The 22,636-nt window shown below is 58.0% G+C and carries 18 protein-coding genes and 1 tRNA gene; 10 read left to right on the forward strand and 9 right to left on the reverse strand.

The features are described 5' to 3' along the window. The first annotated feature begins 78 nt into the window (after positions 1-78). On the forward strand, positions 79-900 hold the full coding sequence (locus AC2FID_RS06140) for an IclR family transcriptional regulator (protein WP_496704746.1): 822 nt from the start codon (positions 79-81) through the stop codon (positions 898-900). A 7-nt stretch (positions 901-907) separates the two neighbouring features. Here the strand turns inward: AC2FID_RS06140 and AC2FID_RS06145 are convergent, their stop codons facing one another. Both AC2FID_RS06145 and putA read right to left on the reverse strand, forming a co-directional pair. After that, the gene (locus AC2FID_RS06145; RefSeq protein ID WP_496835917.1) at positions 908-1,651 is read right to left on the reverse strand and encodes a rhomboid family intramembrane serine protease; all 744 of its coding nucleotides are present in this window, start codon (positions 1,649-1,651) and stop codon (positions 908-910) included. Between the two features lie 42 nt (positions 1,652-1,693). Next, entirely contained in the window at positions 1,694-5,095 is a 3,402-nt protein-coding gene (gene putA, locus AC2FID_RS06150; protein WP_496835919.1) for a bifunctional proline dehydrogenase/L-glutamate gamma-semialdehyde dehydrogenase PutA, read from the reverse strand. Positions 5,096-5,197: 102 nt separating this feature from the next. On the opposite strand from putA, the gene AC2FID_RS06155 reads away from it, so the two are divergent. Both AC2FID_RS06155 and AC2FID_RS06160 read left to right on the forward strand, forming a co-directional pair. Then, positions 5,198-5,686: an Lrp/AsnC family transcriptional regulator gene (locus tag AC2FID_RS06155; protein WP_058275736.1), complete on the forward strand. Its 489-nt coding sequence runs from the start codon at positions 5,198-5,200 to the stop codon at positions 5,684-5,686. A 30-nt stretch (positions 5,687-5,716) separates the two neighbouring features. Then, entirely contained in the window at positions 5,717-6,283 is a 567-nt protein-coding gene (locus AC2FID_RS06160; RefSeq protein ID WP_496835921.1) for a tetratricopeptide repeat protein, read from the forward strand. 52 nt (positions 6,284-6,335) lie between these two features. Here the strand turns inward: AC2FID_RS06160 and AC2FID_RS06165 are convergent, their stop codons facing one another. The 7 genes from AC2FID_RS06165 to AC2FID_RS06195 form a co-directional block, all read right to left on the reverse strand. Beyond that, entirely contained in the window at positions 6,336-8,225 is a 1,890-nt protein-coding gene (locus tag AC2FID_RS06165; RefSeq protein WP_496835923.1) for a PhoX family protein, read from the reverse strand. 214 nt (positions 8,226-8,439) lie between these two features. Next, a complete protein-coding gene (locus tag AC2FID_RS06170; protein WP_058275591.1) occupies positions 8,440-9,435 on the reverse strand; it encodes an ABC transporter ATP-binding protein in 996 nt (331 codons plus the stop codon). Further along, positions 9,432-10,466, reverse strand: coding sequence for a Gfo/Idh/MocA family protein (locus AC2FID_RS06175; protein ID WP_496835925.1), 1,035 nt, complete (start codon positions 10,464-10,466; stop codon positions 9,432-9,434). The genes AC2FID_RS06170 and AC2FID_RS06175 overlap by 4 nt, the downstream gene beginning before the upstream one ends. After that, the gene (locus AC2FID_RS06180; protein WP_058275926.1) at positions 10,463-11,302 is read right to left on the reverse strand and encodes a carbohydrate ABC transporter permease; all 840 of its coding nucleotides are present in this window, start codon (positions 11,300-11,302) and stop codon (positions 10,463-10,465) included. Before AC2FID_RS06180 ends, AC2FID_RS06175 begins: the two co-directional genes overlap by 4 nt. Before the next feature lie 10 nt (positions 11,303-11,312). After that, positions 11,313-12,227: a carbohydrate ABC transporter permease gene (locus AC2FID_RS06185; RefSeq protein ID WP_058275594.1), complete on the reverse strand. Its 915-nt coding sequence runs from the start codon at positions 12,225-12,227 to the stop codon at positions 11,313-11,315. Positions 12,228-12,299: 72 nt separating this feature from the next. Beyond that, positions 12,300-13,553, reverse strand: a complete 1,254-nt coding sequence (locus AC2FID_RS06190) for an ABC transporter substrate-binding protein (RefSeq protein WP_058275595.1) — start codon at positions 13,551-13,553, stop codon at positions 12,300-12,302. A gap of 25 nt (positions 13,554-13,578) precedes the next feature. Beyond that, positions 13,579-14,466, reverse strand: coding sequence for an N-acetylmuramic acid 6-phosphate etherase (locus AC2FID_RS06195; protein WP_496835928.1), 888 nt, complete (start codon positions 14,464-14,466; stop codon positions 13,579-13,581). Between the two features lie 170 nt (positions 14,467-14,636). On the opposite strand from AC2FID_RS06195, the gene AC2FID_RS06200 reads away from it, so the two are divergent. From AC2FID_RS06200 to AC2FID_RS06230, 7 genes are all read left to right on the forward strand, one after another. Then, positions 14,637-15,512 carry a glucosamine kinase nucleotide-binding domain-containing protein gene (locus tag AC2FID_RS06200; protein WP_496835930.1) on the forward strand — a complete coding sequence of 292 codons (876 nt, stop codon included), beginning with the start codon at positions 14,637-14,639 and terminating at the stop codon, positions 15,510-15,512. Beyond that, a complete protein-coding gene (locus AC2FID_RS06205; RefSeq protein WP_058275597.1) occupies positions 15,499-16,248 on the forward strand; it encodes a GntR family transcriptional regulator in 750 nt (249 codons plus the stop codon). The genes AC2FID_RS06200 and AC2FID_RS06205 overlap by 14 nt, the downstream gene beginning before the upstream one ends. 19 nt (positions 16,249-16,267) lie before the next feature. Beyond that, positions 16,268-17,296, forward strand: a complete 1,029-nt coding sequence (locus tag AC2FID_RS06210) for an SIS domain-containing protein (protein WP_496836130.1) — start codon at positions 16,268-16,270, stop codon at positions 17,294-17,296. After that, the gene (gene nagA, locus AC2FID_RS06215; RefSeq protein WP_496835933.1) at positions 17,293-18,429 is read left to right on the forward strand and encodes an N-acetylglucosamine-6-phosphate deacetylase; all 1,137 of its coding nucleotides are present in this window, start codon (positions 17,293-17,295) and stop codon (positions 18,427-18,429) included. Before AC2FID_RS06210 ends, nagA begins: the two co-directional genes overlap by 4 nt. Before the next feature lie 136 nt (positions 18,430-18,565). After that, a tRNA-Gly gene (locus AC2FID_RS06220) sits at positions 18,566-18,640 on the forward strand. 127 nt (positions 18,641-18,767) lie between these two features. Further along, positions 18,768-20,588 (forward strand): ABC transporter transmembrane domain-containing protein, encoded by a 1,821-nt coding sequence (locus tag AC2FID_RS06225; protein ID WP_496835934.1) that lies wholly within the window; start codon positions 18,768-18,770, stop codon positions 20,586-20,588. A 154-nt stretch (positions 20,589-20,742) separates the two neighbouring features. Further along, the gene (locus AC2FID_RS06230; RefSeq protein WP_496835936.1) at positions 20,743-22,632 is read left to right on the forward strand and encodes an acyl-CoA synthetase; all 1,890 of its coding nucleotides are present in this window, start codon (positions 20,743-20,745) and stop codon (positions 22,630-22,632) included. The last annotated feature ends 4 nt before the right edge of the window (positions 22,633-22,636 follow it).

A 22,636-nucleotide genomic window follows, 5' to 3' on the forward strand; every position in this document is an offset into this window, starting at 1 on the left:
GGTTTTTCGTTTTTCATTTTTGGACCTCAAAAATGAACGGTTCAGAAATATTCTGGCGTAGAGCAAGGGAGTAGGGTGATGGACAATCAGAAAAGACCGCGCGGCAGGCCCAAATCCCTGTTCAAGGCAAGTTCGGCCGGGACTATGCAATCGCTGGATCGGGCACTGGGTGTTCTGACAACGGTGGCCCGTCTGGAACGCGCAGCGCTCAGCGATCTGGCACGCGAGATCGATGTGCCGACGGCCACGACGCACCGCATTCTGGTGACCTTGCAGAAACACGGCTTTGTGGCCTTTGACGACGAACGTCAGGAATGGATGATCGGGATCGAGGCATATCGGACCGGCGCCTCGTTCCTGCGCCGCAACAGTGTGCTTGAAATCGGGCGCCCAATCCTGAGACGCCTTATGCAGGAGAGCGGTGAGACCGCCAACCTGGCGGTTCCGGATGGGTCCGAGGTGGTCTTTGTCGGGCAGGTCGAAACTCCGAACCCCATTCGCGCCTTTTTCCCGCCCGGGGCAAGAACGCCGATGTATGCCTCGGGCACCGGCAAGGCGATCCTTGCCGCGATGACCGAAACGGGGTTGGCCAAAACGCTAGAGGCAATTGATCCGGTGGAATTCACCGCGAACACGCAGATACCGGGCGACGGACTTCAACAGGATCTTTCCAAGACCCGTGCACGCGGCTGGTCGCATGACCGAGAAGAAAGATATCAGGGCATGTCCTGTATCGGCTCGGCGATTTTCAATGACCGGGGGGAGCCATGTGCAGGGATCTCGGTATCGGGTCCGACCGCTCGGTTTGGCGCGGATCGAGCGCATGCGCTGGGTGAATTGGTTCTGGCCGCAGCGCGGGAAATCACCCATCTTAGCGGCGGCCAGACCCCGAAAACCTGAAGCCCTGCTACCTGCGGGGTACGCGGGGAATACGCGACTGAGTTAGTTTGTACTTGTGTTCAGGATGCGGCGGATGGCCGTGGGTTCGGCCCCAAAAATCAGTGCCGCCGCGCCGCAGCCAGATTGGGATGCACAAGGTCAGACCCACGAAAAACCCACCCGTATGCGCCCAATAGGCCACCCCGCCTTCGTCCGGGTTGCTGGCCAGACTGCCAAAGAACTGCATAGCCAACCAAACCCCCAGCATGACAAAGGCAGGTATTGTGAATATGCGGAAATAGACAATGAGGATCAGCAGGATATCCACGCGGGCCTTGGGGAACAGCAGCAAGTAACTACCCATGACACCCGCAATCGCACCGGATGCGCCAATGGTCGGCACGACCGAGCCCGGCGCTGTGAAAACATGGATCAGACCCGCCCCGATTCCGGCTGCAATATAGAACAGCAGAAAGGGCAGGTGGCCCATTTCATCTTCGAGGTTGTCGCCGAAAATCCACAGGAACAGCATGTTTCCGGCCAGATGCATCCAACCTCCGTGCAGGAACATCGAGGTCACCAGCGTCTCAAAAGCAAAACCGTCCGTGATCCGCGCCGGGATAATCGCATAGTCGTAGTACAGCTGATTGATCAGCCGGACATCGTTCATGATACCCACATAGCTGAGGAATATCAGGATATTGGCCGCCATCAGCAGATAGACGACATAGGGTGTTCGCCCCGAAGGGTTATGGTCGCGGATTGGAAACATGAGGCGACGCTGGGCTTTTCCCGGCCCAGCGTCAAGGCATGCTTACGCCGCACCCCCAAGCAATGCGGCATTGCCGCCCGCGGCTGTTGTATCAACGCACAGGTGGCGCTCGGCCAGAACTCGTGCGCGGTCCGGAAGGCCGGGGATCAGCGGCAGGATCGGACCGTCCCGGCGGGCGAGGTGACGTTCGATCTCACGCGCTGTGTCGTCATCGCCCCACCAAAGAACGCCCGATATCCCGGTCACGTTCTCCAACCGATGCAAGTCTAACGAACCGGTCGCCTGAATGGCCGTACCACCCAGCGCCTGAACGGAGTCGGCTTGCGCGCGCGCGGCCTCGGTTCCGGGTCCCATGCACAGCAATGGCGGGCGTGCGAATTCGCTCAACCGGTTGGATTCGCCCGTCGGGCCGGGCAGGGATTGGGTCTGCACCGACGCGGGCGTACCCTGAACATCGGGAAGCTCGCTCATTGGGTGTTCCCATTGTTCGTCGGACTGCTGCCGGTCCGGGGCGCAGAACCGCGTCATGTAATTCGGTCCACCCGCCTTGGGGCCTGTGCCCGAAAGCCCCTCACCGCCAAATGGCTGAGATCCTACGATGGCGCCGATTTGGTTGCGGTTGACGTAGATATTGCCCGCATGCACCGCTTCGGTGATGTGTTGCACCCGGTCGTCAATGCGTGTGTGCAAACCAAATGTCAGTCCGTACCCGGTTGCGTTAATGTCGGCGATCACCTGATCAATCTCAGATGCCTTGAAGCGAACGACATGCAGGACAGGGCCAAAAATCTCACGCTTCAGCGCGGAAATGCCGGGTATCTCAATAAGTGTTGGGGCGATGAATGTCCCTTCCGGCGGTATAGGCGTGTCTTTTAAGACGCGGCCTTCGGCGCGGGCAATGGCAACGTGATCTGCAATGCCCTGGCGCGCGGTCTCGTCAATAACCGGTCCGCAATCGGTTGAGATCAACCAAGGATCTCCGACCTGCAGAACCTGCATCGCACCGGTTAGCATCGTCAGCAAATCGTCGGCGATATCTTCCTGGACATAGAGACACCGCAAGGCAGAACACCGCTGCCCGGCAGATTGAAACGCACTTTCGATGATGGATTGAACAGCTTGTTCGGGCAGGGCGGTACTGTCCACGATCATCGCGTTCAACCCGCCGGTCTCGGCGATCAGAGGCGTGCCGGGGCGCAGGTTGTCGGCCATGGCTGCGCGTATTTTCAACGCGGTCGCCGTCGATCCGGTAAACGCCACGCCGGATACACGCGGATCAGAGGTTAACGCCGCACCAACGGACGGGCCGCCGGGCAATAATTGCAGCACGTCGCGGGGAACTCCGGCCTCGTGCAGCAATTGAACGGCCCGATGCGAGATCAGTGGCGTTTGCGGTGCGGGCTTGGCCAGAACTGCGTTGCCTGTGGCTAAGGCTGCTGAAATCTGGCCTGTGAAGATAGCGAGCGGGAAGTTCCATGGGCTGATGCAGGTGAAAACGCCTGCCGGTTCCGCATCGGGAATGTTCGCAGCGTAGTAGCGCAGGAAATCGACCGCCTCACGCAGTTCGGCAACGGCATCGGGCAGGGACTTACCTGCCTCGCGCGCGAGCAAGGCGAAAAGCTCGCCGAAATGAGCCTCATATAGATCGGCAGCAGTATTCAAGATACGCGACCGTTCTGCTGGTGGTGCCTGCCACGGTGCCGCGGAATTCAGGGCAAGCTCGACATCCTCTGCGCTGGCGGGGGCGATTGCTCCGGGGCGATCCTGTGGTTGGGCCGGATTGGTGACCGGTTGGTCCTGTTCCGGGCTTGCATCGCCGGACAGCAGCGGCTGGGCATACCAATGGTGCGCCCGGAAAGCATCCCGCGCGGCGTCGATCTTGTCCAATGTCGGGGTGTGGTGAAGGTCGAAACCCTTCGAATTCACGCGTTCGGGTTGGAACAGGTTCGGTCCGGTTGGCAGCGGTCGTGTCTGATCCACAATGGTCAGGAACGGATCAGCGGCGACCTCTTCCGGCGGAACGTTCTCGTCCACAATTTGGTTAACAAATGACGAGTTTGCACCGTTCTCCAGCAGACGCCGCACCAGATAGGCCAGCAGGTCCCGATGCGCCCCGACCGGCGCATAGATCCGGCACCGTGTGTTGTTTTGGTCTTTGACAAGCTGGTGCAGGGTTTCGCCCATTCCATGCAGGCGCTGGAACTCGAATGGCTGGTCATCGGCCATGTGAAGGATCGCGCTGACCGTATGGGCGTTGTGGGTGGCAAATTGCGGGTAAATTCGATCGGTCATACGCAGCAGTTTGCGCGCATTCGAGATGTAGGAAATGTCCGTGGCCGCCTTGCGGGTGAACACGGGAAAGCCATCGATGCCTTCAACCTGAGCTCTTTTGACCTCGGTATCCCAGTAGGCCCCTTTGACCAAGCGAACCATCAGCTTTCGATCGTGACGCCCAGCCATGTCATACAGTGTGTCCAGCACGATCCCGGCGCGCGGGCCATAAGCCTGAACGACGATACCCAGGCCGTCCCAACCATCCATGGCCGGTTCGGTCATCACCGCCTCGATCACCTGCAAAGACAGGGAAAGACGATCTGCTTCTTCAGCGTCTACATTTAAGCCCATACCTGCTGCCTTGGCCAAAAGGGCCAAGGCCCGCAACCGGGGCACCAGTTCTTCCATGACTTCTGCTTCTTGCGCCAACTCATAGCGTGGATGGAGCGCCGACAGCTTGACGGAAATCCCCGGATTGGCCCGGATATCGTCGTGAATGCAGGCTTCGGCGATTGCAGCAATCGCCCGTGAGTAGGACAGGTGATAGCGGGCGGCATCGGCTTCGGTTCGCGCGGCTTCGCCCAGCATGTCATAGGAATAGGTGTAGCCTTTTGCCTCCATGCCGCTGGCGCGGTCCAAGGCGGATTGGATGGTCTCGCCTAAGACAAACTGGCGACCCATTTCCTTCATCGCGCGCCCGACGGCCGTTCGGATTACGGGTTCGCCCAGCCGTTTGATCGCACCGCGCAATACACCGACCGGAGAGGTCTTGTCTTCATCCAGCACCTTGCCTGTCAGCATCAGGGCCCATGTGGACGCATTGACCAGAGACGATGAGGATTGACCCAGATGCTTGCCCCAATCCGACGGGGCGATCTTGTCCTCGATCAGCGCGTCGATGGTGTCGGCATCGGGTACGCGCAGCAGCGCCTCGGCCAGACACATCAACGCGATGCCTTCGTCGGTGGACAGGCCGTATTCGGCCAGGAACACTTCCATCATACCGGGTGAGGTGCTGGACCTGATATCACGCACCAATTGCGCCGCAGCCGCGCAGATCGCGGCGCGGTCGGCTTCGCTCAGATCAGCATTTGCGATCAACGCGTCAAGAATTTCCGACGGATCGGCATAGGTTTTGGCATCAATGCGGGCGCGCAGGCTGTGTGACATGTGTCCTCCGGTCTTTTGAGTAATATAGTGTCGATTTTTCGGGACGATTGCCTTAGTTTTGTCTTTGGTCGGGCGATCAGCCTGTTTTTTGAGGTTTGGGCGATGCAAAAAGACTTTCCGGGGCTGGATCGGTTTGACACATCAATTCTGGCGATTCTGGCCGAGGACGGCCGGATCCCCATCGCCGATCTCGCGCGGCGTATCGGGCTTTCGAAATCCCCAACTCAAGCACGTGTGAAGAGACTTGAGGCTGATGGCATCATTACCGGATATCGTGCCTTGCTGGACCCCATTCGCCTTGGTTTGGACCACGTAGCCTTTGTCGAAGTCCGATTGACTGACACGCGCGAGAGAGCTTTAGCCGATTTCAACGCGGCCGTTCGTAAAGTGCCTGAGATCGAACAAGCCCATATGATTGCGTCGAATTTTGACTATCTTCTGAAAATTCGCACCGGGTCTATGTCGGAATACCGCGCGGTTCTGGCCGAAAAGATCTCATCATTGCCGCATGTCGCCAGCACCTCAACCTTTGTCGCGATGGAGGCTGTGAAAGAGACCGGGATGTCTGGGGCCTTGGATGCGATGGGTTGACGAACACGTTGCACGCGTCACCATTGGCGCATGAAACGCTTTGCTTACGCCTCAATTTTCTATGCTGCGACCGTTTTTGCGGCCAATGCGCAAGACTGCCCTGCCGCGCCAGACCATTCCGCAGATGTATCGGCGGTTCTGGAACAAATACAGAGCGCTGAAACCGAACATTCCGCTCGTGCACTGTCCGGTCAGTTATGGGAGTTATGGACCGATGCCCCGGACGAAAGTGCTCAGGCCGTTCTGGACCGTGGCATGACACGTCGAAATGCGTGGGACTTGCTGGGCGCGATTGAAGATTTTGACAAGCTTGTCGCGTACTGCCCGTCCTACGCCGAAGGGTACAACCAACGCGCATTCGCCCACTACCTGCGTCAGGATTTTCAATCCGCGCTGCCTGACTTGGACAAGGCAATCGAGCTGTCTCCCAACCACGTCGCCGCGATCAGTGGCCGTGCGCTGACCCTGATGGGACTACAGCGCATGGACGAGGCGCGAGAAGCGTTGTCTCAGGCGTTGGAGCTGAACCCGTGGCTTTCAGAGCGCCATCTCATGGCACCAGGTGGGCCACTTGCCATACCGGGTGAGGACATTTGAAACAAAACGCCCCCGAAACCGCAAGGTCGGGGGCGTATAGGTTTTGTGGGGATTAGCCGACCAGACCGTTATCGGTACGTTTGATTGCTATAACCGACGACCGTGGCGTGCCGCCGTCCGGCCAATTGCTGCCGGGGTGCTGAATGCCGACAAACATGGTGCGCAGATCGCTGGACCAGGCGAGACCGGTAACCTCACAGCCGTTCGGGCCGGTCATGAAGCGCGCGATCTCGCCGGTGATCGGGTCACCAACCAGCATCTGGTTGTTGCCGTTGCCTGCGAAGTCTCCTTCATTGTCGTCATTGCCGTCCGTCTGGATCCAGATCAACCCGGTCGAGTCTATCACCATGCCATCGGGCGAGTTGAACAGGTTCCCTTCATTCACGTTTGCCGAGCCGGCGCGATCGTCCGAGTGAACCGTCGGATTGCCCGCCATCACGTACAGGTCCCAATCGAACCCTTCGGCGGCGTGGTCGTCATTTGCGGGGCGCCAGCGCACGATCTGACCGTACTTGTTGGCCTCGCGCGGGTTGGGGGCGTTGACCGAGGTGTCATCTCCACCGGCGTTAGCCTTCACGCCGCGGTTCTTGTTGTTGGTCAGACAGCAATACGCTTCTACCGCAACAGGGCTGGATGCGACCCATTCAGGGCGGTCCATGGTCGTGCCGCCGGCCTTGGACGCGGCCATACGGGTAAAGACTGCGATATCGGCTTCGTCCATCCCGGTGGTTTCCGGTGTCAGAGCCAGCCATTCGCCCTTCATGTCGTCGTTGAATTTGGCGACGTAGAGCGTGCCGTCGTTCAGCAGGCCCTCGGTTTCACCTCCCGGTTGGTAGGTGCCATTCGACACAAACTTGTACAGGTACTCGCCCCGCTCATCGTCGCCCATGTAGACAACAACACGACCATCTGCGGCCAGAGTGACCTCGGCATTCTCGTGCTTGAAACGGCCCAGCCCGGTGTGCTTGACCGGCGTGCTGTCGGGCTTGGTCGGGTCGATTTCGACGATCCAGCCCGCGCGGTGCGGCTCGTTCGCGTTTTTCGACGTATCGAAACGAGCATCGAACAGTTCATAGCCGTTCCAGCTTTCGACTTTGACGCCATAACGTTTGAAGCCATCTGCAACCTTTTGTTCGTAGGTGGCGTTTTCGTCGCTGGACCCGAAGTAGCCGTTAAAGTTCTCTTCGCAGGTCAGGTAGGTACCCCACGGAGTTTTACCTGCACCACAGTTGTTCACCGTACCTAGCGAGGTGGTTCCGGTCGGATCAGCTTCAGTTTTCAGCAGGTCGTGACCTGCTGCGGGGCCAACGATCTTCATCGGCGTGTTATGGTGGATACGACGGTTGAAAGGGCTGTCCTTGACGACCGACCAGCCATCGGGGCCTTCGGTGATTTCCATCACGGTGACACCCTGAATGTTCTGCAACTTCAGAACATCGTCGGCGTTGGCCGGAACACCTTCCTGCGCGGCGGGCAGGTTGATTTTGCGGTTCGGGTATTCGTGGTTGATCGCGATCAACTCGTGGCCCTGGAACGAGAATGTCTCCATCCCGTCGGTGTTTTCACCGAAGATGCGGTCCGATTTTTCAACTGGGCCACCATCGGTGATTTCATAGCCGTCGGCATCGGAAAACAGCGGGTCGCCCCAGCGCGTCATAACCTTCCACTCATAGCCTTCAGGTACGTGAACAGTGCCGTCTGTCTGGGCAGCGATCGGCGTGAAGGCAAAGCGCGAAGCCGTAACAGCGTGTGCTGCAGTTGAGCCCAGCAGGCCCGTGCCCATTGCGGCGGCACCCGAGCCAAAGGCCACTACGCCAGCCAGAAACCCACGGCGCGAGATGGCGTTTTCGACGACGCGATCAAAATCGTTTTCTTCGGGGCGGGGGAAATGCAGCTCGTCCCAATCGTCGGCGGACAGGGTGGTGGTATCAACGTCTTTCATGAATGGCTCCTGGCTGTCTTAGAGTAGTCGATGAAAGGCATGTAGGGCGACTTTGTGACATGTTCTTAACAACATTATTAGTGACTTCATTTGGCCCTCAAGAAAAAGCAATCGGCTGGCGAAAGCATACCAAAGCTTTCTGCCAGCCGCGCTTGTTATCTTGGTAAAATGTTGTTGTGATGATCAGGTTGTGTGATCCCAGCAATATGCCGGTTTAAGCCAGCCGCTGCCCTGCTTCGTCAAAGCGATAGGCCTTCTCGGATGCATATCCGAATCGCAACTCCTGACCTTCGGCGATGGCATGCTGGCCAAACAAACGGGCTGTGACGTCGTGGTCCTGAACTTTGGCTATCACATTGGTGTCCCCGCCCAACTTTTCCACATGGCTGACACGCGCGGCAAGCGGGCCGTCATCTGACAGGAACAGGTCCTCGGGGCGAATTCCGATCGTGTTCTGACCGCTTTCTTGAACTAACGCTTCAGGCAGGAAGTTCATGGAAGGTGAGCCCAGGAACCCGGCGACGAATTGATTTGCGGGGTTGTTGTACAGTTCCATCGGGCTACCGATCTGCTCGACCCGACCATCGCGCAAAACAACGATCTTGTCGGCCAACGTCATGGCTTCGGTCTGGTCATGGGTGACGTAGATCATCGATGCATCCAAAGCACGGTGCAGATTGGCGATCTCGATCCGAGTGTTCATTCGCAGGGCGGCGTCCAGATTGGACAGCGGCTCATCAAACAGGAACAGTTTAGGTTCACGCACAATGGCGCGCCCGATGGCGACGCGCTGGCGCTGGCCACCTGACAGCTCGGACGGGTAACGGTCCAAATAGGGTTCAAGGTTCAGCATCCGGCTGGCTTTGGCGACACGGCCTTCGATTTCCGATTTGGGCTGCTTTTCCTGCTTCAGCGCAAGGGTCATATTGCCCCGAACGCTGAGGTGAGGGTAGAGCGCATAGCTTTGGAAAACCATCGCGATCCCACGCTTGGATGGTGGCACCAGATTGACTTGCTGCCCGCCAATGTTGATCTCACCTGACGATGCATCCTCTAGCCCTGCAATCACGCGCAACAGGGTGGACTTGCCACAGCCCGACGGTCCGACAAAGACGACGAATTCGCCTTCTTCGACCTCCAGGGTGATGTCTTTCAGGACATGCACGTTGCCAAAGGACTTGTTCACATTGTTCAGCGTCAGGGCGGTCATGATGCGGGCTCCTCAAGGGAAACGGGCTGGCCGGTTCGGATACTTTGATCCGCAGCCAGACAAATGGCGAGCGATTGGACGGCGTCATTCATATGACGGGTCAGGTCGATATCTTCGGCGATGGCGCGCAGCACATAAGCCTGCTCAGCATCACAAAGGTCTTGATGGCCGGGTTCGTCCGGCATCTCGATCGTGTGGTCGCCTTGCGGTGTATGGACCAGCAAGCCGCCGACTTTGGTATGGCCGTCGATGTCGGCAGACGCACCCTTGTTTCCGTCGGTGATCGAGACCGACCCGTTGGGCGACACAATATCTTTCACAAAGAACGCGGTCTCCGACATCATCGGGCCCCATCCAGCCTCGTACCAGCCGACAGAGCTGTCGTCGAAGACCACCTGAAACTGGCCGTAATTATACATATCCGGCGCGATTTCATCCGACAGGCGCAGGCCCATACCATGCACCCGGACGGGCTGCGCGTCGGTGATCTGGCACATCACGTCGACATAGTGCACGCCGCAATCGACAATGGGCGAAGTCGTCTGCATCAGTGCCTTATGCGTTTCCCATTCCGCGCCTGACGACTGCTGGTTCAGGTTCAACCGGAACACGTAGGGCCCGCCAAGATTGCGCGCCTCGTCAATCAGCCGCATCCAAGAGGGGTGATGGCGCAGGATATATCCAACCACCAGCTTACGATTCAGCCGCGTTGCTGTTTCGACGACACGCCGGGCGTCGGCGACATTAGTGGCCAGCGGTTTTTCAACAAACACATGTGCGCCAGCCTCCATCGCCGCGCAGGCGAAATCCGCGTGGCTATCAGAGTAGGTGGCGACCACGACCAGATCGGGTTTCGTTTCAGCCAGCGCCGTGTCGAATTCGGTAAACACCGGATAGCCAGCAAGGTCTGGATGATCCACACGACCAGACCGGTTCACCAAGCCAACGATCTGCGCGTCAGGGTGGTGGTGATGGGCTAACGCGTGGCTCAAACCCATATTGCCGAGGCCTGCAATCAGAACGCGGGTCATTTGACTGCTCCGGATGTGATGCCGCGGATCAGCTGGCGCGAGAAGATGACATACAGGACAAGCACCGGCAGGATTGCCATCGACAGGGCCGACAGGACCGCGTTCCAGTCCGTCACGAACTGGCCGATGAACACTTGGCTGCCCAGCGTCAGGGTCTTGGTTTCTTCGGCTGGGGCGAGGATCAACGGGAACCAAAGGTCGTTCCAGATCGGGATCATGTTGAACACGGCCACGGTCGCCATCGCGGGCCTGACTAGAGGCAGAACAAGGCGAAAGAATATCGTGTATTCGGACAAACCGTCGATGCGCCCGGCATTCTTCAGGTCATCGCTGACTTGACGCATGAATTCGGACAGGATGAATACGGCCAATGGCAACCCTTGGGCAGTATACACCAGGATAAGCGCCCAGAGCGAGTTTACCAGCCCGGTCGCCACCATCATCTCAAGGATCGCCACGGTGCCGATACGGATGGGGATCATGATCCCCAGCGCCAGATACAGCCCCATGATCAGGTTGCCCTTGAACTGGTATTCCGACAACGCATAGGCGGCCATCGCGCCGAACAACAGGATAAAGGACAGCGACGCCACTGTGACGATCATCGAGTTCTGGAAATACAGGAAGAAGTCCCCCTGCTTCATCACCGTCTCATAGCCAATCATCGAGAAGCTGTCAGCATTGGGCAGAGCCAATGGTTCGCGAAAGATCGCGCGGCGGGATTTGAAGCTGTTGATCAGGATGACAAAGACCGGAAACAGCGCGATCAGTGTGTACAGGATCAGCGCGCCGTGCATCGCGACCATGTTGAGGGGGTTATGACGTGCTTTGTTCATCGCGTGGCCCTCACAATTGATACCGGCGCATCCGGGTCTGGATGCCGAACAGGTAGATGCAGACTCCCACAAGGATGATGGCGAACATCGCCCCGGCGATAGCCGAACCCATATGCGGGTCACCCAGTTGCAGCTGGAAGCCAAAGAATGTGCGGTACATGAAGGTACCAAGAATATCGGTCGAGAAATCCGGCCCCGCCAGCGCGCCTTGTGACGCGTAGATCAGATCGAAAGCGTTGAAATTCCCCACGAAGGTCAAGATCGAGATGATCCCGATCGAGGGCAGGATCAGCGGCAGTTTGATCTTCCAGAAGGCCGCAGTTCCGGTGATCCCGTCGATCTCTCCAGCCTCAAGGATTTCTTCCGGAATGGTCAACAAGGCGGCGTAGATCAACATCATCGGGATGCCGACAAACTGCCAGACCGAAATCAGCGCCAGTGTGGTCAAGGCGTATTCCTCTTTCCCCAGCCATGGGGCGAACAGCGACTTGAGCCCGACGGCATCCAGCATCGACGGCGCAATGCCCCAGATCGGCGAGAGTATCAGTTTCCACGCGAACCCGACAATCACAAAGCTCAGGATCGTGGGAATGAAGATCGCCGACCGATACAAGGCCGCAAACCTCAGGCGCGGGTGGCTGAGCAGGGCGGCCAAGGCGATCCCGATCGGGTTTTGAACCAGCATGTGGATCAGGAAGAACCAGAAGTTATTGCCCAAGGCGTTCCAGAACTGTTCGGACCAGATCGGATCAAAGAACAGGGTTTGAAAGTTCTGCAATCCAACGAAAACGCGGCTTTGGTCAATCTCGGTGTAGAGCGCCAGACGCAGCGTGTTGAACAGCGGGAAGATCATCACCGCCGTGTAAACAAGAACGGCCGGTGCAAGAAACACAAGGATATGCCAGCGGAAGCGGGGGCGGTTCATGGGACTGCTTTCAATGGGGTGTCGGGGATACCCGGGCGATCACCGCCGCCCGGGTATATGTCAGATCAGCGCTTACTGGTGCGGAGCGTACCAGGAGGACAGACCTTTTTGCAGGTCGGCGCCCAGTTCTTCGGGGCTGTTGGCACCCTTGATGGCGGCAACGGATGCGCCCCAGGTCTCGTTCTCAAGGTTCGGCGTGCCGCGCGACAGGATCTGATATGTCGAACGGATGGTCGATTCACACTCGTCGCGCCAACCGACGAACTCTTTGGCCAACGGATCTGCCAGCTCGACCGGAGTGTTGGACAGCGGGAAGAAGCCCGGTACGGCGTTGCCAAAGATTTCGGCAAATTCGGGGCTTGCGACCCACGCGAGGAAGGTCTCAGCGGCCTCGGGGTGCTCGGAAGCAGCATTCATGCCGATGCCGATATCCGTGTGGTCAGAGATATAGCAAGTGTCGCCCGCGTTTTGGACCGGCGGCTTGAACGCGCCCATCTCAAAGTCGGCTTGTGTGTTGAAGCCAGCGATTTCCCACGATCCGGCAGGGTAGATCGCAGCCCGGCCCAGGGTGAAGATGTTCTGGCTGTCGGGATAGGTTTGTGCCTCATACCCGTCGCCCAGATACTGTCCCCAGCGTGCCAGAGTGGCGTAGGGAGCGGTCCAGGCTTCATCCGTCAGTTTCTGTTCGCCAGCGATAAGGGCCTGGCGACCTTCTTCACCTTTCCAATAGTTCGGGCCGATGTTGTTGTAGCCCATTGTGGCGGCTTCCCACTGATCGTTGGTGCCCATCGCCATTGGGATGTAAGTGCCGTCTTCCTTGATCTTGTCGAGTGCGGCAAAGAACTCTTCTTCAGTCGTTGGGACTTCGATGCCCAACTCAGCAAACGCATCCTTGTTGTAAATGAAGCCATGGATCACCGACGCCATGGGAACACAGAAGCTGGCTGAGCCGTCATCCGTCTGCCATGCCGACTTGGCTACGTCCGAAAAGTTGCTCATCGCTTCGACCGAGGACAGATCGGTCAAGTGCCCGGCCTCATACAGTGCCAGCGACGCATCAAACGGACGGCATGTGATAAGATCACCGGCCGAACCCGCATCCAGTTTCGAGTTCAGCACGGCGTTGTATTCCGCGGGAGCTGATGGGGTGAACTGCAGTTTGATCCCAGGATGTTTGGCTTCGAACGCCGGGATGATCTGTTCCTGCCACAAGGTCAGGTCGTCATTGCGCCAGCTTTCGATGATCAGCGTGACGTCCTCGGCATAGGCGCTTGAAGCCATCAGGGTCGTGCCCAGTAAGGCCAGTTTCAGGCTATTGCGTTTCATTCGTGTTCTCCCAGTTGGTTAGCAGTTATTTATCTTGTTCCAGTGCGGATTTCAGAACCCCGCCGCTTGCGTCCAGAACGGCCGAGGCATCTTTGGGTGATATGCCACGTGCAGCGACTAGCACCGCCGGCTTCACGTCTCCGTTCGCGGCGTCCAGCGCGAGTTTTGCTTTTTTTGTATCAACTTTGGCGATCCGCGCGACGATCCCCGTCGCCCGCGCGCGCAACTTGTCGTTGTCGGCGCGCAGGTTGACCATCATGCCGCCGTGAACATGGCCAAGTTGCAGTGCCATGAGAGACGACAGCATGTTCAGGGCGATTTTCTGAGCTGTTCCAGCACCCATACGCGTCGAACCCGAGACCAATTCCGGCGGCGTTGCCAAAAGAACTGGGATATCTGCGCTTTCCAGCAAAGGGCTGCCTGCGTTATTGGCAATTCCGATAACGGTTGCGCCAAATGACTGTGCGATATTGCTGGCGGTCAGGGTGTATGGCGTCGATCCGCTTGCGGACACTGCGATGATTGTATCCGTCGGTTGCAATGTCGAAAGCGCGTCCGCTAGTCCGTCGGCTTCGTCTTCTGCGCCTCCGGGCATTTCGACACCGGTAGGCAGGCCGCCTGCCATATGAATACGGAGTTGGTTCGCAGGGATTGAGAAGGTGCCGCCCAGCTCTTGCGCGTCGGCAGCGGCCATCAACCCGGACGAGCCTGCGGCCACATAGTGCAGCACGCCGCCGGCGCGGATGGTCTGCGCCATGGCGTTGCCGCCCCGCGCGATCGCGTCCAATGCGCCACGCGCTGAGGTCGCGGCTGCAATCTGCCCCTCAAGCAGCGCCCGAGCAGAGGCGACAGGGTCTTGTGGGTCCAGCTTGTTGGCGTCTGGATGCAGTTGTTCGGTCGGCGGCAGCGTCAAAAGAATCCCCCCTTGCGGTTCTCACTACAATACCTATTCAATACCACTTGTCCATAATTTAATTTTTTCCAGCGGAAATCAACGTATTTTGTATCAAAACAGAGAAAAGCTGCAGAAATCGGCCTATTTTGGCCTTCCTAAATTCAAATAGGTATTATAATGGTATTGTCATGACTGAGTCTCTGAGCAATTCTGTACTGGCCATAGATGGTGGCGGAACCCGATGTCGGGTTGCATGTGAAGTCGATGGTATTGTCCATTCTGTTGAAACCGGGGCTGCCAATGTCTCGACAGATTTCGATGCGTCCGTTCTGCAGATGAAATCGGGGATCACCCAGATCGCGCAAACGCTTGCTGTAGATGTTCAGGACCTGACTCAGTTGCCCGCCTTTGTTGGATTGGCTGGCGTCACAGATGACCATATTGCCCGTCGCGTGCAGCGCGCGCTGGGCCTAACGCGGGCACGCGTTTCCGATGATCGACCAGCCGCGCTGCGGGGCGCGCTCGCGTCTCAGGACGGCTTGATCGCCCATTGTGGCACGGGGTCCTTTGTTGCTTCGCAGAAGGATCGGGTGATGCGGTTTGCCGGGGGGTGGGGGCCAGTATTGGGGGATGAGGCATCTGCGCAATGGGTTGGTCGTTTTGCATTGGCAGAAGCATTGAATTCCATGGATGGAATTCAGGTCACTAGCGATCTTACGCAGAAATTGCTGGATGATTTTGGCGGTAGTGCAGGGATCGTCGAATTTGCCGGGCGGGCGACGCCGACAGAGTTCGGCGCGTTGGCCCCGATGGTTACCACTGCAGCAGTTTCCGGAGACGACGTCGCCAGAAAAATTATGCAGGCCGGTGCTACTTACATCGCCGATATGGCGGCACGTCTCGGATGGCAGCCAGAAGTCGCGATCTGCCTGACCGGCGGTATCTCTCCGCATTATGCGCACTATCTGCCTGCTGCCATGCAGTCAGAGATACGCCCTCCATCGGGCGAGCCGTTGACCGGGGCACTGGCTTTGGCGAAGGAGGTCCCGCATGAGCATTGCTGAATTCCTACGCTCTGATCTTTGGCTGACCTCGGAAAATGGTCCCCGCTACGTGCAGTTGCGGCGCAGGTTGCAAGAGGGGATCGATACGGGCGTCCTTGCGCCGAACTCATCGCTGCCATCCGAACGGGAGCTGGTGGAAATCACAGAATTATCCCGCGTAACCGTGCGCAAGGCGATTCAGGAGCTGGTGCAGGAAGGTGTAATCGAGCAACGTCAGGGGTCAGGGTCCTTCATTCGAGAACGTGTTCAAAGGGTTGAACAATCGCTGAAACACCTGACCTCGTTCACCGAAGATATGTCGAGCCGGGGGATGGAGACGACGTCAAAATGGTTGGAGCGCGGAGTATTTGCGCCAACCCCGGAAGAGGTCACTGCGCTGAATCTGTCAGATGGTGAGCAGATATCCCGCATTTACCGCCTGCGCGAGGCGGACGGGCGTCCGCTGGCGTTGGAACGTGCTGCGCTGCCACTGGATATCCTGCCGAACCCAATCGAAGTCACGACGTCTCTGTACGAAGTGCTTGATGGTCTGGGGCGCCGCCCGGTGCGCGCGGTGCAAAAGATATCGGCTCTGAATCTAGCCGCGCGAGAAGCGGAACTGCTGGAGGTGCCCGAAGGTGCGGCGGGGCTGAACATTGAGCGTATCTCATTTTTAAAAAACGGGCGGGTCGCAGAGATGACGCGGTCGCTCTATCGCGGCGACGCTTATGACTTTGTCGCTGAATTGCGCCTATAACCGGAAGGACCGGGATCAAATGTCCGAAAAGAACTCGAAAATGCGTCAGGAAATTCTGGAGATCCCTGATGCCGTCGACAGATTGCTCAGCACGGGGGCAGACAATATCCGAGCAGCTGTGCAAAGCGTAAGGGATACGGATCCACGTTTTTTGATCTCGGTCGCCCGGGGATCATCCGACCATGCCTGCAGCTATTTGAAATATGCCAGTGAACTGCTTCTTGGATTACCGGTTGCCTCAGTAGGGCCATCCGTCAGTTCGATTTACGGGGTGGATCTCAGGGCAAAAGGATCTGTCTGCCTGTCCATTTCGCAATCCGGCCAAAGCCCGGATATCGTTGGCCTCACAGGGTCTTTGCGAAACTCTGGCGCACTGACAATTGCGGTGACCAACAACTCGGAATCGCGCCTGGCCGACGTGGCGGATGCAGTTCTGCCATTGCACGCGGGGCCGGAACTGAGCGTCGCAGCAACCAAGACATTTGTGACCTCGTTGGTGTCAGGTCTATGGTTGCTGGCCGAGGTCAAAGAGGATGCTGAATTGATCGGGGCGATCCAATCCTTGCCCGAATACCTGGCGCGAGCGGCCCAATGCGATTGGTCGTCTGCAGCCGAAACAATCAGCGGGCGGTCTTTGTTTACGCTTGGTCGGGGGCCTTCTTATGCGATCTCTGACGAAGCTGCATTGAAGATCAAAGAGACATGCCAAATCCATGCCGAGAGCTATTCAGCGGCCGAAGTGCTGCATGGCCCGGTGTCGATTGTCGCAGAAGGGTTTCCGGTGATTTCGTTCGCGGCCAATGATGCAGCCGAACAGGCGACTGCCGATGCGGCTGATGCCTTGGCCGAAAAAGGTGCTGCGGTTTTTGCGACGACCACCAAAGTATCGCGTGCGCAGGCTCTGCCAGTGGTTCGAACGGATCATTGGATCACCGACCCAATAACGGCGATTACGTCTTTCTACAGCATGGTAGAGGCCGTCGCCAGTGCGCGGGGGATCGACCCGGACGCACCGCGGCACCTTAAAAAAGTGACCGAAACGGTATGACAGAACGCAAGGTGATCTTTCGAAACGGGCCGATTTTCGACGGCAGCCGGTTGTTAAACGGCCACGCGATTGTTTTTCGCGAGGGGCGCGTGGGTGAAGTTTTCCCCGACGCTGAGGTGACCGAAGAAAAGGACGTTGTAGATCTGAACGGCGATATCCTCAGCCCCGGTTTTGTGGATCTGCAGGTTAATGGCGGCGATGGCGTTATGTTCAACGATGATCCGTCGGTCGAAACGATCCGCAGAATTGCCGGCGCCCATCGCCGATTGGGTGTGATTTCGCTGCTGCCCACTCTGATCACCGACGAACCCGCCAAAACCCGCGCAGCAATAGATGCGACGATCGAGGCGGTACGTGAACAGGTGCCGGGCGTTGCAGGGCTGCATTTGGAAGGGCCGCATTTGTCGGTCGCGCGGAAAGGGGCGCACGACGGTAATTTGATAAGGCCGATGGAAGCGGCGGATTTGAACACGCTGATAGAAGCGGCTAATGCACTTCCCTGCCTGAAGGTAACTGTCGCCCCCGAAGCTGTGTCCGAGCAGCAGGTCCGCGCCATGAGCGACGCTGGTATCCTTATTTCGCTCGGGCACAGCGATGCGGATTTTGCGACTTGCCAGCGGTATGCTGCCGCCGGTGCGCGTTGCGTAACCCATCTGTTCAACGCGATGAGCCAGCTTGGCAATCGTGAACCCGGCCTCGTCGGCGCGGCGCTGGCCAGCGGAACGCTGTCTGCAGGGCTGATTGCCGATGGTGTCCATGTGCACCCCGCCGCGATGCGCGCTGCCTGGGCTGCGAAAACTGCACCGGGTCAAATCTTTCTGGTCAGCGATGCAATGGCTGTGGCGGGTACGGATCAAACCGAATTCACCCTTGAAGGCCGCAAAATCACGCGAACCGACGGCAGGTTGACACTGACGGACGGAACGCTGGCCGGCGCAGATTTGGACCTAACGACCGCCGTTGGCTTGTTGGTCAACCAAGTCGGTGTGCCGTTGCAGGACGCACTGGCGGCGGCCACTTCTTATCCGGCTCAGCTGATCGGGTTGGCCCCGCCAACGGTCTTAGAATACGGTTCGGCGATCCGGATATCTGCCGATTTCAGCCGTTGCGAATGGCTGCCCGCGCAATCTTGAGTTTGTCTTTAACTGCCAGAACGACTGTCTGCGGGATGCGATATACCGCCTGTCAATTTTTGTCGACGAATTTGAAATCTGGCTTCGAACGGCGCTTGACGACATCTGACGCATCGCTTAAACCGACCAGCGCTGAGCGGGCGTCGTATACTGGCTATTACCTCAGCCTTCCAAGCTGATGAAGCGGGTTCGATTCCCGCCGCCCGCTCCAAATCAGCCCTAAAATTCTGCGTCAAATGGCCCTTTTATGTTGGGTCATATATTGTGGTTCTTGACCCGGCTTGCCGTGGCCGCCAAGAAGCGAACACTTAAGTGCGAAAAAGACGTAAGGGCCAATTATGGCGAACTCTGCCTCAGCCACGCCCAAGGGCAAACCTGCACCCGGTGCCACGGAAGAGCGTGCCGGATCGCGGAAGATAGGCGTTCTGTCGTCTCTTTGGCCATTTATGAAGCCGTATCGGGCCCTGATGACGGGTGCGGTTCTGGCACTGGTGTTGACAGCCAGCATGACGCTGACCTTGCCGCTTGCGGTGCGTCGCGTCGTCGATAATTTCCGAATTGAAGATGGCGAGCTGCTAGATTGGTACTTTCTGGCTGCGCTGGGCATTGCCGCGATTTTGGCGGTGGGAACTGGCATCCGATATGCGCTGGTGACCCGGTTGGGTGAGCGCGTCGTGGCCGATATCCGCAAGGCCGTGTTTAACCGCGTTATCGGGATGAGCCCCGAGTTCTATGAACGGGTCATGACCGGAGAGGTTCTCAGCCGTATCACAACGGACACGACCCTGATTCAGTCTGTGCTGGGATCGTCCGTATCCATTGCCTTGCGCAATATGCTTTTGTTCGCGGGTGGTTTGGTTCTGATGCTGCTGACCTCGGCCAAGCTAACGGGAATGGTGCTTTTGCTGATCCCGGTGGTGGTGGTGCCGATACTTGTACTGGGGCGTCGTCTGCGGGTCCTCAGCCGCGAAAATCAGGACTGGATCGCGGCCTCGTCGGGCAACGCAGGAGAGGCACTGAGCGCGGTGCAAACCGTTCAGGCCTTTACGCATGAAAAAGCCAGCCGGCAGCAGTTCGGCGATATGACCGAAACCTCTTATGCGGTTTCTCTTCGGCGTATTCAAACGCGCGCCGTGATGACGGTAATCGTTATCTTCCTTGTATTTTCGGGCATCGTCGGCGTGCTGTGGATGGGGGCAAACGACGTTCGTAACGGCGTGATGACCGAAGGTGTTCTGATCCAGTTCGTGATCTATTCAATCATCATGGCCGGCTCTGTCGCCGCCCTCTCTGAGATTTGGAGCGAGCTGCAACGTGCAGCCGGCGCGACCGAGCGTCTGGTGGAATTGCTGAACGCGCAGGATACCGTGATCGATCCGGATAAGGCAGCATTGCTGCCTACACCTGTTCGGGGCGAGATTCGTTTTGAGGATGTGATCTTCCACTATCCGGCCCGTCCGGATGTTGTGGCACTGGACCATCTGACCCTGTCGATCCAACCGGGTGAAACCGTGGCTTTCGTTGGTCCATCGGGTGCAGGCAAAACCACAGTGATTCAAATGATCCAGCGGTTCTACGATCCGGATGCAGGTCATGTCAGTCTGGACGGCGTTGACCTGCGTGACCTCGACCGATCCGATTTCCGGCAGCACATGGCATTGGTGCCCCAGGACCCGATCATCTTTGCAGCCTCGGCCCGCGAGAATATTCGGTTCGGGCGTCTGAACGCCTCGGATGCCGAGGTTGAGGCCGCCGCGCGTGCAGCTGCGGCACATGATTTCATCTCGAAACTGCCCGAAGGCTATGACAGCTTTGTCGGGGAACGCGGCGTTATGCTGTCGGGCGGTCAGAAACAACGCATAGCGATTGCCCGCGCGATCTTGCGTGATGCTCCGGTTCTGCTGCTGGACGAGGCGACTTCGGCCTTGGATGCCGAAAGCGAACGCGCGGTTCAGGGCGCGGTTGACCAGATGCGCGCCGGGCGCACCACACTGATCGTGGCCCACCGTCTGGCGACGGTCAAAAAGGCGGATCGGATCGTTGTGATGGAAGCCGGTCAGATCGTGGCCCAAGGCACGCACGAGGATCTGGTCGTTCAGGATGGCTTGTATGCTCGCCTGGCGCGCCTGCAATTCACCGACGGAGTTGCGGCAGAATAGCCTGACGTAGGGGAAGTCAGTTTTACGCCGCTGCGTAATTCTACAAATTTGGGCGTGGCCCCTCTAACCCGTCGCTTGCACCTGCGGGGTTTTGCTTCCATCTTGTTTTGGAAAAAACCGCGCAAGACGCGGGAGAAAAACAGGGAGGAGTCACATGGCCTTTGTGGGTTTGGAAGACAAGGCGAGAATGGAGCAGGAAATGTCGTGGGGGGATCGGGATGTTCCGGTCACTTTCCACCAGTTGCTGTCACGCACAGCAGGCAAATTTCCGAACAGTGATGCGGTCAGCTTTCAGCTCATGTCTGGTCCGACAGACAAGGCCGAGACTCTGACGTGGTCGCAACTGCTTGGCAAAGTCAATCAGGCAGCGAACCTGTTCCGGTCTTTGGGTGTCGGTGAGAAAGACGTGGTGGCATATGTGCTGCCCAACTGCAACGAAACGCTGGTCACCATGATGGGCGGTGCAGTCGCAGGGATCGTGAACCCGATCAACCCGCTACTAGAGCCCGAGCAGATCGCCGCAATCCTGCGCGAAACCGGTGCCAAAGTGGTTGTGACGTTGAAGTCCTTCCCCAAAACGGATGTGGCGCAAAAGGTCGAAGAGGCGGTGCGCCACGCGCCCAACGTCAAAACCATTCTCGAGATTGACCTCAACCGCTATCTGACGCCGCCAAAATCCTGGCTGGTGCCGTTCCTGCGTCCAAAGATGGGCGACAAGGAAAAACTGGCCCATGCGGATTACAAGAACTTCAATAAAGAACTGGCCAAGCAGCCAACGACACTGGCTTTCGAAGACAGCAAGGAAGATCGCGTTGCCTGCTATTTCCACACCGGCGGCACAACGGGCATGCCGAAGGTCGCGCAGCACAAATACTCGGGCCTTATCTACAACGGCTGGCTGGGGAACACTCTGTTGTTCTCGGACGAGGACGTGATCATGTGCCCGCTGCCCATGTTCCACGTTTTTGCCGTGCACGTGATCATGATGGCTGCTGTGTCGTCGGGCGCCCATGTGGTCTTCCCAACGCCTGCGGGATATCGCGGCGACGGTGTTTTCGACAATTTCTGGAAATTGATCGAGCGTTGGAAAGTAACGTTCATCATCACCGTACCCACAGCGATTGCCGCCAAGATGCAGCGACCCGTAGATGCGGACATCTCAAGCGTGAAGACGGCGTTCTCAGGTTCAGCGCCTTTGCCCGTCGAACTGTTCCGCAGGTTCGAAGAAGCGACCGGTGTGACCATCGTAGAAGGCTATGGGCTAACCGAAGCCACCTGTCTGGTGTCCTGCAACCCGGTGGACGGGGAAAAGAAGATTGGCTCGATCGGTATTCCGTTCCCCTATACAGATGTGAAAATCCTGCAGAATGGTCCGGACGGACCAAAGGAATGCGCCGCAGATGAAATTGGTGAGATTTGCATTTCGAATCCCGGTGTCTTTGCGGGCAATACCTATACCGAGGCGGACAAGAACGTAGGTCTTTACCACTTCGACAAATACCTGCGCACAGGTGATCTGGGACGTTTTGACGGGGACGGCTACCTGTGGATCACAGGTCGTGCCAAGGACCTGATCATTCGCGGCGGTCACAACATTGACCCGGCCGAGATCGAAGAAGCTCTGCTGGGGCACGATGCTGTCGCGTTTGCCGGTGCCATCGGGCAGCCTGACGCCTATTCGGGCGAGGTGCCTTGCGCCTTTGTCGAATTGGTCGATGGAGCCTCGGTCACCGAGAAAGAGCTGATGGAGTATTGCAATGTGCATGTCCATGAACGCGCGGCACAACCCAAGCACATGACCATTCTGGACGAGCTGCCCAAAACTGCGGTCGGTAAGGTCTTTAAGCCCGAACTTCGCAAACAGGCGATCACGCGTATCTATAACGGCGCGTTGGAAGAGGCTGGTCTTGAGGCACGGGTCATTTCGGTCATCGACGATAAGAAACGCGGACTCGTTGCGCAGCTTGACGCGAAGGGTTCCGCAGAGGACGATGTCAGCAAAGTGCTGGGATCGTTCACCCGGCCGTGGGAGTGGGCTGCCTGACCGG

Source organism: Ruegeria sp. CDSC068 (assembly GCF_059610545.1).